The sequence below is a fragment of the Pontibaca methylaminivorans genome (assembly GCF_900156525.1).
GTDB classification, from domain to species: Bacteria; Pseudomonadota; Alphaproteobacteria; order Rhodobacterales; family Rhodobacteraceae; genus Pontibaca; species Pontibaca methylaminivorans.
The window spans coordinates 2,069,199-2,085,267 of sequence record NZ_FTPS01000001.1 but is presented as its reverse complement, the minus strand read 5'-3'; the positions used below and the strand labels follow the sequence as shown (position 1 = coordinate 2,085,267).

Annotated in this window: 6 protein-coding genes; 5 read left to right on the top strand and 1 reads right to left on the bottom strand. The window is 68.3% G+C overall.

Annotated features, from left to right (window positions below; translation table 11 throughout):
- The first annotated feature begins 272 nt into the window (after positions 1-272).
- The 3 genes from B0B01_RS10140 to B0B01_RS10130 are packed head-to-tail and all read left to right on the top strand — an operon-like array spanning position 273 to position 6,727.
- On the top strand, positions 273-2,075 hold the full coding sequence (locus B0B01_RS10140; RefSeq protein ID WP_076650177.1) for an autotransporter assembly complex protein TamA: 1,803 nt from the start codon (positions 273-275) through the stop codon (positions 2,073-2,075).
- A complete protein-coding gene (locus B0B01_RS10135; RefSeq protein ID WP_076649752.1) occupies positions 2,075-5,713 on the top strand; it encodes a translocation/assembly module TamB domain-containing protein in 3,639 nt (1,212 codons plus the stop codon). The genes B0B01_RS10140 and B0B01_RS10135 overlap by 1 nt, the downstream gene beginning before the upstream one ends.
- Positions 5,714-5,737: 24 nt before the next feature.
- Positions 5,738-6,727: a glycosyltransferase family 2 protein gene (locus tag B0B01_RS10130; RefSeq protein WP_076649751.1), complete on the top strand. Its 990-nt coding sequence runs from the start codon at positions 5,738-5,740 to the stop codon at positions 6,725-6,727.
- Positions 6,728-6,740: 13 nt separating this feature from the next.
- Here the strand turns inward: B0B01_RS10130 and B0B01_RS10125 are convergent, their stop codons facing one another.
- On the bottom strand, positions 6,741-7,487 hold the full coding sequence (locus tag B0B01_RS10125; protein ID WP_076649750.1) for a WecB/TagA/CpsF family glycosyltransferase: 747 nt from the start codon (positions 7,485-7,487) through the stop codon (positions 6,741-6,743).
- A 290-nt stretch (positions 7,488-7,777) separates the two neighbouring features.
- On the opposite strand from B0B01_RS10125, the gene B0B01_RS10120 reads away from it, so the two are divergent.
- Both B0B01_RS10120 and B0B01_RS10115 read left to right on the top strand, forming a co-directional pair.
- Entirely contained in the window at positions 7,778-9,241 is a 1,464-nt protein-coding gene (locus B0B01_RS10120; RefSeq protein ID WP_076649749.1) for a hypothetical protein, read from the top strand.
- A gap of 282 nt (positions 9,242-9,523) precedes the next feature.
- Positions 9,524-16,066: a type I polyketide synthase gene (locus B0B01_RS10115; protein ID WP_076649748.1), complete on the top strand. Its 6,543-nt coding sequence runs from the start codon at positions 9,524-9,526 to the stop codon at positions 16,064-16,066.
- Positions 16,067-16,069: the final 3 nt, after the last annotated feature.

Here is a 16,069-nt window from a genome sequence, read left to right as displayed (position 1 = left end):
TGCAGCATCCTTCGGCCCGGCTTGCGGGAATTTGCCGCTTCTGCGAGAAAGGTCGGACGCAAGTCACGCAACCCGAAAGCAGGACGAGACACCGTTACCGCCTTCCCCCCGGATATCATCTGCGAGCGGCGATGCCGGTGCGGGCCCGCGGCGGGCGGTGCGGATGCCGGCTGCCGGGAACACAGCGAACGCCGGAGCGGTTATGGTCTCCTCGGCGGCGGCAACGACAGTCTCATCCTCCGGAACCCGGGGACAGAATGATCAGGATCAAGATGACCCGAGCACCTTCCCCGACCGCCAGCCCCCGCCGACTGATACTGGCCGCCCTGCTGCTGCTTCCGGGCACCGCCCAGGCGGCAGAAGTCAGCCTTTCGGCCCCCCAGGCCCCGGACGACCTGCGGGACAAGCTCGAGGCCGCCTCGGCGGTCATGTCGGCAGAAACCAACGAACTGACCAGCACGCAGGAGCTTCTGGCGGCGGCGAATGCCGATTATCGCACCATGGTGCAGGTGCTGTATGACGGCGGCTATTTCAGCCCCGAGGTGCGGATACTCGTCGACGGGCGCGAGGCGGCGACAATCCCGCCGCTGAACCCGCCGGCGCGGATCGGAACGATCCGGATCGCGGTCGACCCGGGCCCCGCCTTCCGCTTCGGCCGCGCCGAGGTCGCCCCGCTCGCCCCCGATACCGAGATGCCCAGGGAATTCGCGACCGGCGAGCCGGCCAGCACGGGCGCCATCCGCGACGCGACCGGCGCGGCGGTGAAGGGCTGGCGCGAGATCGGCCATGCCAAGGCCCGGCCCGGACGTCAGGATATCGTGGCCGACCATCCGCGGCGCACCCTGAACGCCGCCATCGGCATCGACCAGGGGCCGAAGCTGCGGTTCGGGCAGATGTCGATCAGCGGCGAATCGAATGTGCGCCGCGAAGCGATCCGCCGCATTGCCGGTTTCCCCGAGGGCGAGGTGTTCAGCCCCGCAAAGATCCAGCGCGTCGGCACGCGGCTGCGCCAGACCGGGGCGTTCAAGTCGGTCGCGCTCGACGAGGCGGAACAGCCCAATGCCGATGGCACGCTGGATTTCGATGTGGCGGTCGAGGACCAGAAACCGCGCCGCATCTCCTTCGGGGCCGAGATTTCCTCGCGGCAGGGCGTGGAGCTTTCGGCCGGCTGGATGCACCGCAATCTCTGGGGCGCGGCCGAGCGGCTGCGGATCGAAGGGCGGCTGCGCAACATCGGCGGCGAGGAAGACATCGACGGGCTGTTCCTGATCCGGCTTGACCAGCCGGCCAGGCTCGGCCCCGACGACAGCCTGTTCTACATCCTCGAGCTGGAGCGCCAGAGCAAGCCGCATTACACCCTGACCCGGCTTTACGGCGGCGTCGGGGTGCGGCGGACATTCTCGGACAAGCTCTGGGCCGAGGTCTCGCTGCAGGCGGGCTGGAGCCGGGCCGACGACGTTTTCGGCGAACGCGATTTCAAGATGCTGACCATGCCGGTCAAGGTGCAGTGGGATCGCCGCAACGATCCGGTCAGCGCCACCAGCGGGTTCTTTCTCGAGACCGAACTCACGCCGTTCCTCGGCTTTTCCGACACGGCTTCGGGCGCGCGGCTCCATGCCGATGCGCGGGTCTATTACGGTTTCGGCGCCTCGGATCGCATCGTGCTTGCCGGGCGGGTGCAGATGGGATCGGTGCTGGGCGCGTCGCTGTCGGAAACCTCGCCGGACCTGCTGTTCTATTCCGGCGGCGCCAGCACCGTACGCGGACAGCCCTATCAGTCGCTCGGCGTGCCGGTCGGAACGGGAATGGCCGGCGGGCGTTCGATCGTGACCGCCTCGGCCGAGATTCGGGCCCATGTGACCGAGAAATTCTCGGTGGTCGGATTCTATGACGTCGGGGCCGTGGACAGCGGCCAGTTCATCGGCTCCGGGTCGCAGCATCATTCCGGCGCGGGCCTCGGCGTGCGTTATGACCTTGGCGGCCTTGGTCCGCTCCGGCTCGACCTGGCGCTGCCGGTCGATGGCGACACCGGCAGGGGGCTGCAATTCTATCTCGGGATCGGGCAGGCTTTCTGATGCGGTTTCTGACAGTCCTCATACTTGCGCTCACGCTCTTCTCTGCCCCGCTCGCGGCGCAGGACACCGACAGCGAAGAGCCGGGCGGCTTCATCGTCAACCTGCTGGAAAAGGCGCTTTCCGGCGACAACCGTTACATCCAGGTGACCGGTCTCGAAGGGGCGCTGAGTTCACATGCAAGGGTCAAGCAGATCACCATCGCCGATGATGACGGTGTCTGGCTGACCATCAACGACGCCGAACTGGAATGGAGCCGCCTCGCCCTGCTGCGCCGCCGCTTCTCGGTCGAGACCCTCACCGCCGGGGAGATCGTCGTCGCCCGCGCCCCGACCCCGATCGAGCAGGATCCCGAACTCCCCACCCCGGAGGCCGAGCCGTTCAGCCTCCCGGAACTGCCGGTTGCGGTCAATATCGACAAGCTCGAGGTCGGGCGGCTGGAACTGGCCGAACCGGTCATGGGCATCGCCGCCGAACTTTCGATCGACGGGACGCTGTCGCTTGCTGATGGCACGCTCGACTCGAGCCTCGAGATCACCCGCCTTGACCGCCCCTCCGACCGGATTGACCTGAAGGCCGGATACAGCAACGAAAACAGCCACCTTTCGCTCGACCTTGATGTGCAGGAAGACGCCGGCGGGCTGATGTCCGAGATGCTGAAGATCCCGGATGCCCCGGCGCTTGCCCTGACCGCCAAGGGCGAAGGGCCGCTCGACGATTTCACCGCCGACATCGCGCTTGCTTCCGACGGCGAGGACCGCCTTTCCGGTCAGGTGCAGCTGAAGGCGCTGTCCGACGATGACGGGACCGATGACGGATCGGACGCAACGGCCGAGCGTCAGAGCATCGGCTTCGCCGCGCTGCTCTCGGGCGATCTGCGCCCGCTCATGGCCCCGGAATATCGCGAATTCTTCGGCAGCGAGACACGGCTTGATGTCGCCGGGCGCAGCGATGGCGGCGGGGCCATGTCGATCAGTCGGCTCGATCTGCGGTCTCAGGCGCTCGAACTTGCCGGCACGCTCGACGTGGCCGAGGGCGGGCGGATCCGCAGCGCCCGGCTCGACGGCGCAATCACCCCGCCCGCGGGCGACAATGTGGTGCTGCCGATCTCGGGGCCGCCGACCTCGATCGAGGGTGCGCGCCTTGCGCTGCGCCTTGACGAGGATGCCGGCGGCGCATGGCGGCTGCGGCTCGATCTCGACCGGCTCGCGCGCCCGGGGCTTGAGCTTGCACATGGCGAAATCGGCGCCGATGGGGTACTGGACCAGAGCAGCGGCTTCAGCATCAAAGGCACCATCGACGGCGCGCTGACCGGGCTCGACCTGAAGGACGACGCGCTGAACGCAGCCGTCGGCAAGGACATCACCCTTGCCGGCCGGTTCGAGCGTCCCGATGCCGAATCGCTCAAACTCGAGGATATCACCGTCTCGGGCGCGGATTACGCGGCGCGGATCTCCGGGCTGATCGACGGGCTCGGCAGCGGGTTTCACATGATCGGCAACGCCGAGATCACCGCCCGCGATCTCGGGCGCTTTTCGAAACTGGCCGGGCGCCCGCTGGGCGGCAGCGTGACCGCGCGGCTGAGCGGCGACGGAACCCCGCTCGGCGGGTTTTTCGACGTGACGCTGGACGCCAGCGCCGAGAACCTGAAAAGTGGCATCGCCCAGCTTGATCCGCTGATCGCCGGCAAAAGCGAGCTTTCGGCCGCCGCCGCGCGTGACGAGAACGGGCTGCGCCTCAGCCGCTTCACGCTCGACGGGCGCGCGCTCAGCGCCGAGGCGACGGCCGATCTCAAGACCCGCGACAGCACCGCCACCTTTACCGCACGGCTCGACGATCTCGGCCGGGTGGTGTCGCAGCTTTCCGGGCCGGTCACGATTTCCGGCGATCTCGCCAAGAAGGAAGCCACCTGGAGCGGCACGGTAAATGCGCAGGGGCCGGGAGAGTCGACCGCAACCCTGACGGGCCGCTACGGCGAGGACGGCACGGCCGATGTCGATTTCGACGCCGCCTTCAGCGAGGCGCACCGCTTCATCCCCGAGATCCGAGGCATCGTGAAGGCCAAGGGGCACGCGGAAAGCGACGGCTCGCTCTGGCGCATCGCGACCCGGCTCGACGGACCGGCCGGATCCTTTGCCGACCTGACCGGGCTGATCGAGAACGACGGCGACGCCGATCTGCAGTTCAACGCCTCGCTTGCCCGGATCGAGCGTTTCGTGCCCGATTTCCCGGGCACCGTAACCGCAAAGGGCGCCGCGACCCGCAGCGGCTCGGTCTGGGCCGTCGACGCCAACGCGACCGGTCCGGCGGCCATCTCGACCAGCCTGAGCGGCACGCTCGACGAAAGCACCATGCAGGCGGACATGCGCGCCGACGGCCAGCTTCAGCTTGCCGCCGCCAACCGCTTCATGACGCCGAACTCGGTGCAGGGGCTGGCGCGGTTCAACCTCGCGCTGCGGGGCAAGCCGGGGCTCGAGGCGCTCTCGGGCACGGTCAGCACCAGCGGCGCGAGCCTGGCCCTGCCCTCGGTTCCCACCGCCCTGACCGGCATCGACGCGACCGTTCAGCTTGCCAGCGGCCGGGCGCAGGTGACGGCCGGCGGCACCCTGCGCGATGGCGGCACCATCCGCGTCAGCGGACCGATCGCCCTCACCCCGCCGATGGATGCGAATCTGACCGCACAGTTGAACGACCTCGTCATCACCGATCACGTCAGCATCGAATCGAGCGCGAACGGACAACTGGCGTTCCGCGGCCCCCTGCTGGGCGGGGGCACGCTGTCGGGGGTCATCGACTTCGGCGAGACCAACATCAACATCGCCGCGCTTTCCGGTGCGGTCGGCGCAGCACCGATTCCGAACATCCGCCATATCGGCGAGCCCGCCGCGGCCCGGCGCACCCGCGATTTCGCCGGGCTGATCAGCAGCGGCAACGGCGAAGGCGGCCCGGCGATCGGGCTCGATCTGCAACTGAACGCGCACCGCCGCGTTTTCGTGCGCGGACGCGGCCTTCAGGCGGAACTTGGCGGCGCGGTCCACGTCGGCGGCACCACCAGGAACGTCGTGCCGTCCGGGCAGATCGAATTGCTGCGGGGCACCTTCGACATTCTCGGGCGCCGGCTCGCGCTCGATCACGGGCTCATCACCATGCAGGGCCAGCTTCAGCCGGTGATGGATTTCGCCGCAAGCTCCAGCACCTCCGAAGGCACCGCCACGCTCCAGATCAGCGGGCCGCTCGACGCGCCCAAGATCGAGGTCACGTCCGACCCCGAACGCCCGAGCGAAGAAGCACTGGCCATGCTGCTGTTCGGCGAGGATTTCACGTCGCTGTCGCCGATCCGCATCGCGCAGATCGCCTCGTCGCTTTCAACGCTGAGCGGCAAGGGCGGCGGTTTCATGACGCGCCTGCGCGAGGGGCTCGGCCTTGATTCGCTGGACATCGGCACCGACGCGAGCGGCTCGGGGCAGCTTGGCGTCGGCAACTACATCTCGGACAACATCTATACGGATGTGTCCGTGAACGCCCGCGGCGAGACCGAGCTCAACCTCAATCTCGACCTGACCGAGAGCCTGACCGCAAAGGGCACGGCGGACAATGCCGGTGAAACTTCGCTCGGGCTGTTCTATGAACGGGATTACTGACCATCCCGGCGAGGACGGAAAGACGTGACCGGCAAGCGCGCAGAGGTTCCCGCTTCGGCGGCGCAACGCACCGTGATCGACGCGGTGGTGATCGGGCGCAACGAGGGCGCGCGGCTGCTGGCCTGTCTTGCCTCGCTTGCGCCGCAGGTGCGCCGCATCGTCTATGTCGATTCGGGCTCGAACGACGGCAGCGCCGAGGCCGCGCGCAAGGCGGGGGCCGAGGTCGTTGCGCTCGACATGCGCCGCCCCTTTACCGCGGCGCGGGCACGCAATGCCGGGCTTGCCCTGCTCGAGGATGCCGAGCACGTCCAGTTCGTCGATGGCGACTGCATCGTGCAGCCGGACTGGATCGCGACCGCCGCCGCCTTTCTTGCCGATCACCCCGAGGCCGCCGTGGTCTGCGGACGCCGGCGCGAGGAACACCCCGAAGCGTCGGTCTATAACCGGCTCTGCGATGCGGAGTGGAACACGCCCTGCGGCCTGGCGCTGGCCTGCGGGGGCGATGCGCTGATGCGGCTTGCGCCGCTGCGCGCGGCCCAGGGCTATCGCGAAGACCTCATTGCCGGGGAAGAGCCCGAACTCTGCCTGCGCCTGCGCGAACGCGGCTGGCAGATCTGGCGCATCGACGCCGAGATGACGCTGCATGACGCAAGGATTCACAGCCTCCGACAATGGGCGCGCCGGGCACGCCGCGCCGGACATGCCTTTGCCGAGGGCGCCTTTCTGCACGGGCCGCAGCACTGGGGCCGCGAGGCCCGGCGCGCGCTGTTCTGGGGGGCCGCCCTGCCGCTCGCGACCCTGCTGCTCGCGCTTGTCCACCCGGTTTTCTGGCTTCTCCTGCTGGCCTATCCGGCGCAGGTCACGCGCCTTGCCCTGCGCGAGGGCGGCGGCCGCGACGGCTGGCAGCGCGCCTTTTTCACCACGCTCGGGAAATTCCCCGAATCATGGGGCGTGATCGGCTTTCACCTGTCGCGCTGGCGCGGCCGCCGGGTCGGGCTGATCGAATACAAGTAACGGTGCGGCCCGCTCAGCGCCGGCGCCGGGCGCGGCGGATCTCGCCGGGCAGGATCGCGGCGCAGGCGGCATAGCGCGGCACGAGGCGGCGCGGGCTCGACAGCGCCCGCCAGAGCCATTCCAGCCCGGCCCGGCGCATCCAGAGCGGCGCGCGGCGCTGGTGTCCGCCCAGAAAGTCGAGCCCCGCACCGATCGAGGCGAATCCGACCCCGGGCGCAAGGCTGCGCCCGCGCAGGGCCAGCGCCTCCTGCCGCGGGGCACCGAGCGCAAGCAGGCAAAGCCCGACTCCCGCCGCCTCGAGCCGGTGCAGGATTTCCGCGGCCTCCTCGCCATCTGGGTCGAAGGGCACCGAGGGCGCGATGCGAAGCGGCACCGCGAGCCCCGGGATCCGCGCGGTGAGATAGGCGCGCGCGTCCTCAAGCGCGGCATCGGTCGATCCGACCAGCGCCACCGGCACCCCGGCATCCGCCGCCATCCGGCAGAGCGGCACCACGAGATCCGATCCGGGCAGCAGTTCGACCGGCCGCCCGGCCAGCCGCGAAAGCCAGACGATCGGGCGCCCGTCGGCGGTGATGAAATCCTGCCCGGCATAGGCCCGGGCGAAATCGGGCGACTCGCGCAGCTTGACCAGATGATCAAGGTTCACCGTCGCCAGCGCAAAGCCTTCCCGCGCCGCAAGACGTTCGCTCACGGCCGCGTCAAGCGCCGGGCGACCGGGAAGATTGACGCGGATGGTCTCTCCGTGGAAATCGAACTGCATGATCGGCTCCGTCCGCTGCCAAGTAAGGGATCCCGCCGCTGTCTTAGCCTGCATGGGGCCGCGGCACCAAGCCTCGAAATGACGCGCAAGCGCCGCGAATGTCCCGTATCCGCGCGGTTCGCGAAGCGGTCGCGGCAGGGTGCCGGCCTTGTTTTTGACACGCCGGCGTGCTGTCTGGCACCGTCGAGGGCCGAGATTGGTGCCTGATCGTCCTTGACAAGCGGCCCTCATCTGCGATCTGGCGCCCCCATGCCGACACGTCCGGCCCCGAGGTTCCGAGCCGAATCCGCATGCCGAACATACTCGCTTACCTGATGCTGGCGCTCTGGCCGCTGATCTGCCTCTGGATGTTCCGCCGGATGCCGATCGAGCGCGCGCTGATCTGGAGCGTGCTCGGCGGGTATCTCGTCCTCCCCCCGGACACCTATTTCCATCTGCCGGCGCTTCCGGTCGACAAGTTCGCCATGGCGAGCATCGTTCCCTTCATGATCTGCGTCTTCGTCATGAAGCGCCGCATCCCGCTGTTACCGGAGTCTGCGCCGCTGCGCGTTCTGAGCGTGGTCTTCGTCTTCAGCATCATCCCCACGATCATGAACAACGGCGAGCCGGTGTTCCTCGTCCACAATCCGTTCGGGGCGGCGCTGCCGCCGCTGCCGGGACTGGGATACAAGGATCTGGTGTCGCTCATGATCGGGCAGGCGGTCACGCTCCTGCCGTTCCTGATGGCGCGCGAGATCCTCGCAAGTCCGGCGGGGCTGCGAGAACTGCTGGTGGCGCTGGTGGTGGCCGGGGTCGCCTATTCGCTGCCGGCGCTGGTCGAGATCCGCTTCAGCCCGCAGATCAACGTCTGGGTCTACGGCTTTTTCCAGCACAGCTTCGAGCAGATGATGCGCTCGGGCGGGTTCCGCCCGATCGTCTTTCTTCCCCACGGGCTCTGGGCGGCGCTGTTCTTCTTCACCGCGCTGCTTTCCGCCGCGGCCCTGACGCGGGACATGCCGGAGTTGCGGCAGCGATACCGCATGCTCACCGGTTATCTCGGCGTGATCCTCGTGCTCTGCAAAAGCTATGCGGCGCTCGGTTACGGGCTTCTGCTCACACCCTTCGCCCTGTTGGGAAGCCCGAAGCTGCAACTGCGCATTGCGATCGTTCTGGCAACGCTCGCCTTCACCTACCCGGCCGCGCGGGCGGCGCAACTCGTCCCGCTCGACGGGATCGTCGCGCAGGTCGCGCAGTTGAACGTGGATCGCTCGCGTTCGCTCGATTTCCGGTTCATCAACGAAGAGCTGCTGATGGAGCGTGCCCGGGAAAAAGCCCTGTTCGGCTGGGGCTCCTGGGGGCGCGGCCTGATCTACGACTCGGAGACCGGCGAAAACGAATCCGTAACAGACAGCCGGTGGATCATCGTCTTCGGCAACTATGGCTGGGTCGGCTACGTGGCGGAAACCGGGCTGCTGGCGCTGCCGCTGCTGCTGCTCGGCTGGCATCGGCGGCGCCACCCCGAAGCCATGTCGCCCTATGCGGCACCGGTCGCGATCATAGTTGCGGCAACGCTGGTCGACATGACCGTGAACGCCACGCTGGTGCCCTTTACCTGGCTGTGCGCCGGGGCGGTTCTCGGCCATGCCGAGCGGATCGCGGCGCGCACCGCGAATGAGCCCGTTCCCGACGGCCCGCCCCCGGACGCCGAAAACCCGGCCGGAGCGGCAGAGCCGGCAACGCGGCGGCGGGCAAAGCGGCGGCGCACGGTGCTTTGAGCCCCGCCGCGTGACTGGAAAGGCCCGGCTGGCAATGTTCAGACCATAGACTTTCGGCGGGTTATCGCTATGCTGTGCCCTGCTGCGGATTCCGGAATTGGACACGGGTGGGGGATTGCGAAACCGATGCTGGTGAGTCCAACCTCGGCATCAGAATTTTGACGCAATCATCCTGCATGTTCCCGGCCAGCGGCGCGTTTTTCGGTTTTTTGTTCCGCCCGATTCAGCACCCGCATTCCGCACCGCCGATTATATTCAAGCTGATTGGAAATTCCCTCCACCATGTCACAACAACCCGCTGACAGCCTTGCAGACGAAGACATTGCCATCGTCGGCCTGTCGCTTTGCGTCCCCGGGGCCGGTTCGGCCGAGACGTTCTGGTCCAACCTGCGGGACGGTGTCGAATCGATCGAGGTCCTGGACGAGGCCGCGCTGCTCGAGGCCGGCGAGCGCCCCGACCTGATCCGCCGCAAGAATTATGTCCCCGCCACGGCCCGGCTCGAGGGTTTCGACCGTTTCGATGCCGAATTCTTCGGCTTCAGCCCGAAAGAGGCGGCGATCCTCGACCCCCAGCACCGCAAGTTCCTTGAAACGGCCTGGGAAGCCATGGAAAGCGCCGGCCACCCGCCGGAAAGCCTGAACGGACATATCGGCGTATACGGCGGCTGCGGCATGGGCAGCTATTTCTATTTCAACATCTGCTCGAACCGCGGGCTGGTGGATGACGTGGGCATGTTCCTGCTGCGTCACACCGGCAACGACAAGGATTTCATGACCACCCGGGTCAGCCATGTCTTCGACCTCAAGGGGCCGAGCGTGAACATCCAGACCGCCTGTTCAACGTCGCTGGTGGCCACCCATTACGCGGTGCAGGCCCTGCGCAGGGGCGATTGCGACATGGCGCTCGCCGGCGGCGTCACCATCGAACTGCCGCAGGGGCGCGGCTATCTCTATCGCGAGAACGAAGTGCTGTCGCCCGACGGTCATTGCCACGCCTTCGATCACCGTGCGCAGGGCACCGTGTTCGGCAGCGGTTCGGGGGTGGTGGCGCTGCGCCGGCTGTCCGACGCAACCCGCGACGGCGATCACATCTGGGCGGTGATCAAGGGCAGCGCGGTCAACAACGACGGCGCCGCCAAGGCCGGCTATCTCGCGCCTTCGGTCGATGGTCAGGCGGCGGCGATCACCGCCGCACTTGCGAATGCGGGGGTGAGCGCCGACACCATCGACTATGTGGAATGTCACGGCACCGGGACCTATCTCGGCGATCCGATCGAGATCAGCGCCCTGACCGAAGCCTTTCGCAAGACCAGCCGGGACAGCGGCTATTGCCGGGTCGGGTCGGTCAAGACCAATATCGGCCATCTGGATACCGCCGCCGGGGTCGCGGGGCTGATCAAGACCACGCTTGCGCTGCATCACCGCCAGATTCCGCCCTCGCTCAGCTATGAAAAGCCGAACCCCGCGATCGACTTCGAGACCAGCCCCTTCCGCGTCGCCGACCGCCTGACGGACTGGGAATCGCACCGGGGGCCGCGCCGCGCCGGGATCAACGCGCTCGGTGTCGGCGGCACCAACGCCCATGTGGTGCTGGAGGAAGCGCCCGAGCGCACCGCCTCGGATGAATCCGACTGGCCGTTCCATGTGCTGTGCATTTCCGGGCGCAGCCGCGCCGCGCTCGACGCGAACGGCAAGGCGCTCGCCGCGCATCTGCGCGCCAACCCCGGTCTCGATCTCGCCGATGTGGCCTTTACCCTCAAGGAAGGACGGCGCGGGTTCGAACGCCGCCGCGTTCTCGTGGCCGAAACGGCGCAGGAGGCCGCCGACCTTCTGGATTCGGGCGACGAGCGGCGGGTGTTCACCCACGAAGTGCTGGGCGATGCGCCTGAATGCGTGTTCATGTTCCCCGGGGGTGGTGCACAATATCCCGACATGGCGCGCGACCTTTACGAGACCGAGCCGGTCTTTGCCGAATGGATGGATCGCGGGCTGGCCCATCTCGAGCCGCAGCTCGATTACGACCTGCGCGCGCTCTGGCTGCCCGAGCCGGACCAGCGCGGCGCCGCCGCAAAGGCACTGACGCGGCCCTCGGTGCAGCTTCCGCTCATCATGATCGTGGAATATGCGCTGGCGCAGCTCTGGATGTCATGGGGCGTGCGCCCGGCCGCCCTGGTCGGCCATTCCATGGGCGAGAACACCGCCGCCTGCCTGGCCGGCGTCCTGTCCTTCGAGGATTGCATCGACCTCGTGCTGCTGCGCGGGCGGCTGTTCGACCGGGTGCCGCGCGGCGGCATGCTGAGCATCGCGCTCTCGCGGGAAGAGACCGAGGCATTCATCGGTGACGACCTGGACATCGCCACCGTGAACGCGCCGACGCTCACCACCGTCTCCGGCCCTGACGAGGCGCTCGAGGCGCTGGGCAAGCGGCTGACCGCCGCGGAGGTCGAATTCCAGCGCATCGCCATCGACATCGCCGCCCATTCGCGAATGCTGGACCCGATCCTGGACGAGTTCCGCGCCTTCCTGCGCGGCCTTTCGCTGCACGCACCGGCGATCCCGATCATCTCGAACCGCAGCGGTCAAATCCTTGCCGCCGACGAGGCCACCGACCCGGATTACTGGGTGAACCAGCTGCGCCAGCCGGTGCTGTTTGCCGATTGCATCACCACCGCTGCCGAAGGCGCGCCGCGCGTCTTTCTCGAGGTCGGGCCCGGCAAGGCGCTGAGTTCGCTTGCGCGCATGAATGCCGCGGTCAAGCCGGCGCAGGTTCTGGCCTCGCTGCGCCACCCGGATCAGGCGATCGCCGATGACGCCTATTTCCTCGGGGTGATCGGACGGCTCTGGGCCTGCGGGGTCAATGCCGACTGGGCCCAGATCTGGGGCGAGGCGCGGCGCAACCGCCTGCCCCTGCCGACCTATCAGTTCCAGCGCAGCCGCTATTTCATCGAACCCGGCAAGCCCGCCGAGGTCGAGGCAGACACCGCGCTGGCCCGCAGCGACGACCTGACGGACTGGGGCTGGCGCCCCGCCTGGCGCCCGCGCAGCGCCGATTGCGACATCGACGTGACCCATGATGCAACGCTCGGCGCGCCGCTCACATGGCTTTTCTTCGAGGACGATCACGGCGTCGCCGCGACGCTTTCCGGGCGGCTCGAATCCGGGGGGCACCGGATTCTGCGGGTCCGGGCCGGCGACACCTATGCGAAACTCGGCGAGGGGCGCTATCAGCTTGCCCCCGAACAGGGCCGCGCGGGTTATGACGCGCTGATCGCCGACCTCGAGGAAAGCGGCGCCCTGCCCGACCGGATCGCGCATTTCTGGCTGCTGACCCGCGACGAGAGCTTCCGCCCCGGCAGCAGCTTTTTCGACCGCAACATGGAGCAGGGCTTTTACAGCCTGATGTGGCTTGCCCAGTCGCTTTCGGGCGCCGACCCCGAGGTGCCGCCCGCGCTTTTCGTGGTGACGAACGGCGCGGCACAGGTCGCGGATGAACCCCTTCCCTGGCCGGAAAAGGCGACCATCGCCGGCCCGGTCGGGGTGATTCCGCGCGAGTTTCCGGGGCTGACCTGTTCACGCATCGACATTCCGCTCGCCCAGCGCGCGGTGGCACAGGGATTCTTCGCGCGCCTGCGCCCCGAGGAACCTGCGCCCGAACTCGATCCGCTGCTGCGCGATCTGCTGCTTGAGGAACTCCTTGCCGCACCCGGCAACACCGTGGCCGCGCTCCGCAACGGGCGCCGCTATGAACAGCGCTACAGCCCCGTCGCCCTGCCCGAAGCGGAGAGCAGGATTGATGGCACCCCGTTCCGCGAGGGCGGCACCTATCTGCTGACCGGCGGGTTCGGGGGCATCGCCCGCAGCATCGCCGCCGACCTGATGGAACGCTTCGGCGCGAATATCATCCTCACCTCGCGCACCCGCCTGCCCGAGCGCTCCGAATGGGACGACCATCTGGAACGCCACGGGCCGGCGAACCGCGTCTCGCGCGCGATCCGCGCGGTGCAGGCGCTGGAACAGGGCGGCAGGGGCCGGGTTCTGCCGGTTGCCGCCGACATCACCAATCCCGAGGCCATGAAAACCGCGGTGGCCGGCGCGCAGGACATCCTCGGCCCGATCCACGGCGTGATCCATGCTGCCGGGGTGATCGACGACGCGCCGATCCTCGGGCGCACGACGCCCGAGGTCGAACATGTCCTTGCCCCCAAGATCACCGGCTTGCGGGTGCTGGACGAGATTTTCCCCGATGGCACGCTCGACCTGATGGTGCTGTGCTCCTCCTCCTCGACCGCCACGCATCCCGCCGGGCAGATCGACTATGTGGCTGCGAACGAATACCTCAATGCCTTTGCCCGTTCGCGTCGCGGCGGGGCGACGCGGGTGCTGGCGGTGGACTGGGGCGTGTGGTCCGATATCGGCATGGCGGCCGAGGCCATGGCCGCGCGCCTGGGCGAGGATGCTTCGGTCGAATTCTTCCCGGCCGGGCTCCCGCTTCTGGACGAGACCGGTTTCGACCGCGAGGGCAACCGCATCTTTGCCGCCCGCTACGCCACGCGGGACCGCTGGGTGCTGAACGAGCACCGCACCGCCGAGGGCGCGGCGCTGATGCCGGGCACGGGCTATATCGAACTCGCGGCCGAGGCCATGGCGGCGCGCGGCACACCGGCATTCCGCATGGACGATCTTTATTTCCTGCGCGCGCTTCATGTGCCGGACGGGACGTCGCGCGAATTGCTGCTGCGGCTCGTGCCCGAGGACGATCACGACGCCTTCGCCGTCTACAGCCGCACGGCGGACGGCAAGGGGTATGTCCTGCATGCGCAGGCGGAGCTTTCACCGCTCGAGGACGATCGCCCGGCGCCGCTCGACCTTGACGCGATCGCGGCGCGCTGCGGGCCGGTGCAGCGCCCCGAGGGCGGCGCGCGGCTCAGATCGCCGCAGGAGGCGCACCTGAAATTCGGCCCCCGCTGGCATGTGCTGCGCGAAACCGCACTCGGCAAGGGCGAGGGGCTGGCACGGCTCGAACTGCCCGAGGCCGCGCAGGGGGACGCGGGCGTGCTGCTGCATCCCGGGCTTCTGGATCTGGCGACCGGCTGGGCCATGGGGCTGATTCCGGGCTATGGCGCGCGTCACCTCTGGGTGCCGGTCTCCTATCAGCGGATCCGCGTCTTTGCCCCGCTGCCGCAGCAGTTGACAAGCTGGGTGCGCCTTGACCCCGCTTCGCCGCCCGGCGAGGGCACCGTGTCCTTCGACGTGGCGCTTTCGGATCTCTCGGGGCAGGTCTGCGCGGTGCTCGAGGGGTTCCACATGCAACGCATGGAGGGTGCGCTCGACCTTTCCGAACCGGAGGCGCCCGATGCGAGCGCGGCCGATCTCGGGCTCGAGCCGGCGCCGCTGCGGCCGCTGTCCGCGGATGAAGAGCGCCTGCATGACACCATCGCCCAGGGCATCCGCGCCGAGGAAGGGGCCGAGGCCCTGCGCCGGGCGCTGGCGCTCGACCTGCCGCAGGTGATCGTTTCGCCGCTCGACCTCGACGCGCTGATCGCCGAGACCGGGCGCAGCAGTTCCGCCCCCGAAACCGATGGCCAGAGCTTCGACCGCCCGGACCTCGAGACCTCCTATGTCGCGCCGCGCAACGAGCTGGAAAAGACCCTCGCCGGGCTGTTCCAGTCGCTGCTCGGTATCGGTCAGGTGGGGATTCAGGACGGGTTCTTCGATCTCGGGGGGCATTCGCTGATCGCCGTGCGCCTGTTCGCGCAGATCAAGCGGCTTTACGATATCCAGTTCCCGATCTCGGTGCTGTTCGAGGCGCCGAGCGTCGAAAAGCTCGCCGCGCTGATCACTGCCGAACGCGGGGTGGTCGATGCGCCGGCCGCCGCGGGTGCGCCGGACGAGGGCTCGGCCCCCGCCGCTCCCCGGCATCGCCATGTGGTCGCGCTGCATCAGGGCAAGGCCGGGCAGCGGCCGTTCTTCATTGTCGCGGGCATGTTCGGCAATGTGCTGAATCTGCGCCAGCTTGCGCTTTCGCTGGGAAAGGGCCGGCCGGTCTATGGGCTGCAGGCGCGTGGCCTGATCGGCAGCGACGAACCCCACCGCTCCCTGGTCGATGCGGCGCGCGACTACATCGCCGAGATCCGCGAGGTCCAGCCCGAGGGGCCCTATATGCTGGGCGGCTATTCGGGCGGCGGCATCACCGCGCTTGAAATGGCGCGCCAGCTCGAGGCGGCCGGGGAAACCGTGTCGCTGCTGGCCTTCCTCGATACGCCGCTGCCGGTGCGCCCGGGACTTTCCCGCCTCGACCGGCTGATGATCCGCTGGGGCGAATTGCGGGAAAAGGGCCCCGGATTCATTTCCGAATGGGCCGGCGACCGCATTGCCTGGGAAATCCAGCGCCGTCGCCGCGCAAGCGAACGCGACCAGGCGATCGTCTCGGAGACCGCTTTCAACGATCTCCAGATCGAAGCCGCCTTCCGCGAGGCCGTCGGCCGCTACGAGGTCGCGCCCTGGCCGGGCCCCTTGGTGCTGTTCCGCCCGCCGCTCGATCGCAAATGGCGCGTCTCGGGCGGGCGCTGGGTCAGCAGCGCGCGCGAATATGTCTATCCCGACAATGACTGGACGCGCCATGCGCCCCGGATCGAGGTGTTCGAGGTAAGCGGCGATCACGACAGCATGGTGCTGGCCCCGAACGTCGCCACCCTGGCCCAGCACCTGCGCGACTGCATCCGCCGCGCCGAATCGGGGCCGGAGAACCGGGCGGACAGCCGCCCCGGCGGCGCGGATACCGGGCAGCAACCGGGTGGATGGCCCTTTGCGAAGGCAGCCGAGTGAAAT

Coding starts and splice junctions, on each gene's coding strand:
- B0B01_RS10115 (WP_076649748.1), top strand. CDS start 9,524: ATGTCACAACAACCCGCTGACAGCCTTGCAGACGAAGACATTGCCATC.
- B0B01_RS10120 (WP_076649749.1), top strand. CDS start 7,778: ATGCCGAACATACTCGCTTACCTGATGCTGGCGCTCTGGCCGCTGATC.
- B0B01_RS10140 (WP_076650177.1), top strand. CDS start 273: ATGACCCGAGCACCTTCCCCGACCGCCAGCCCCCGCCGACTGATACTG.
- B0B01_RS10135 (WP_076649752.1), top strand. CDS start 2,075: ATGCGGTTTCTGACAGTCCTCATACTTGCGCTCACGCTCTTCTCTGCC.
- B0B01_RS10125 (WP_076649750.1), bottom strand. CDS start 7,487: ATGCAGTTCGATTTCCACGGAGAGACCATCCGCGTCAATCTTCCCGGT.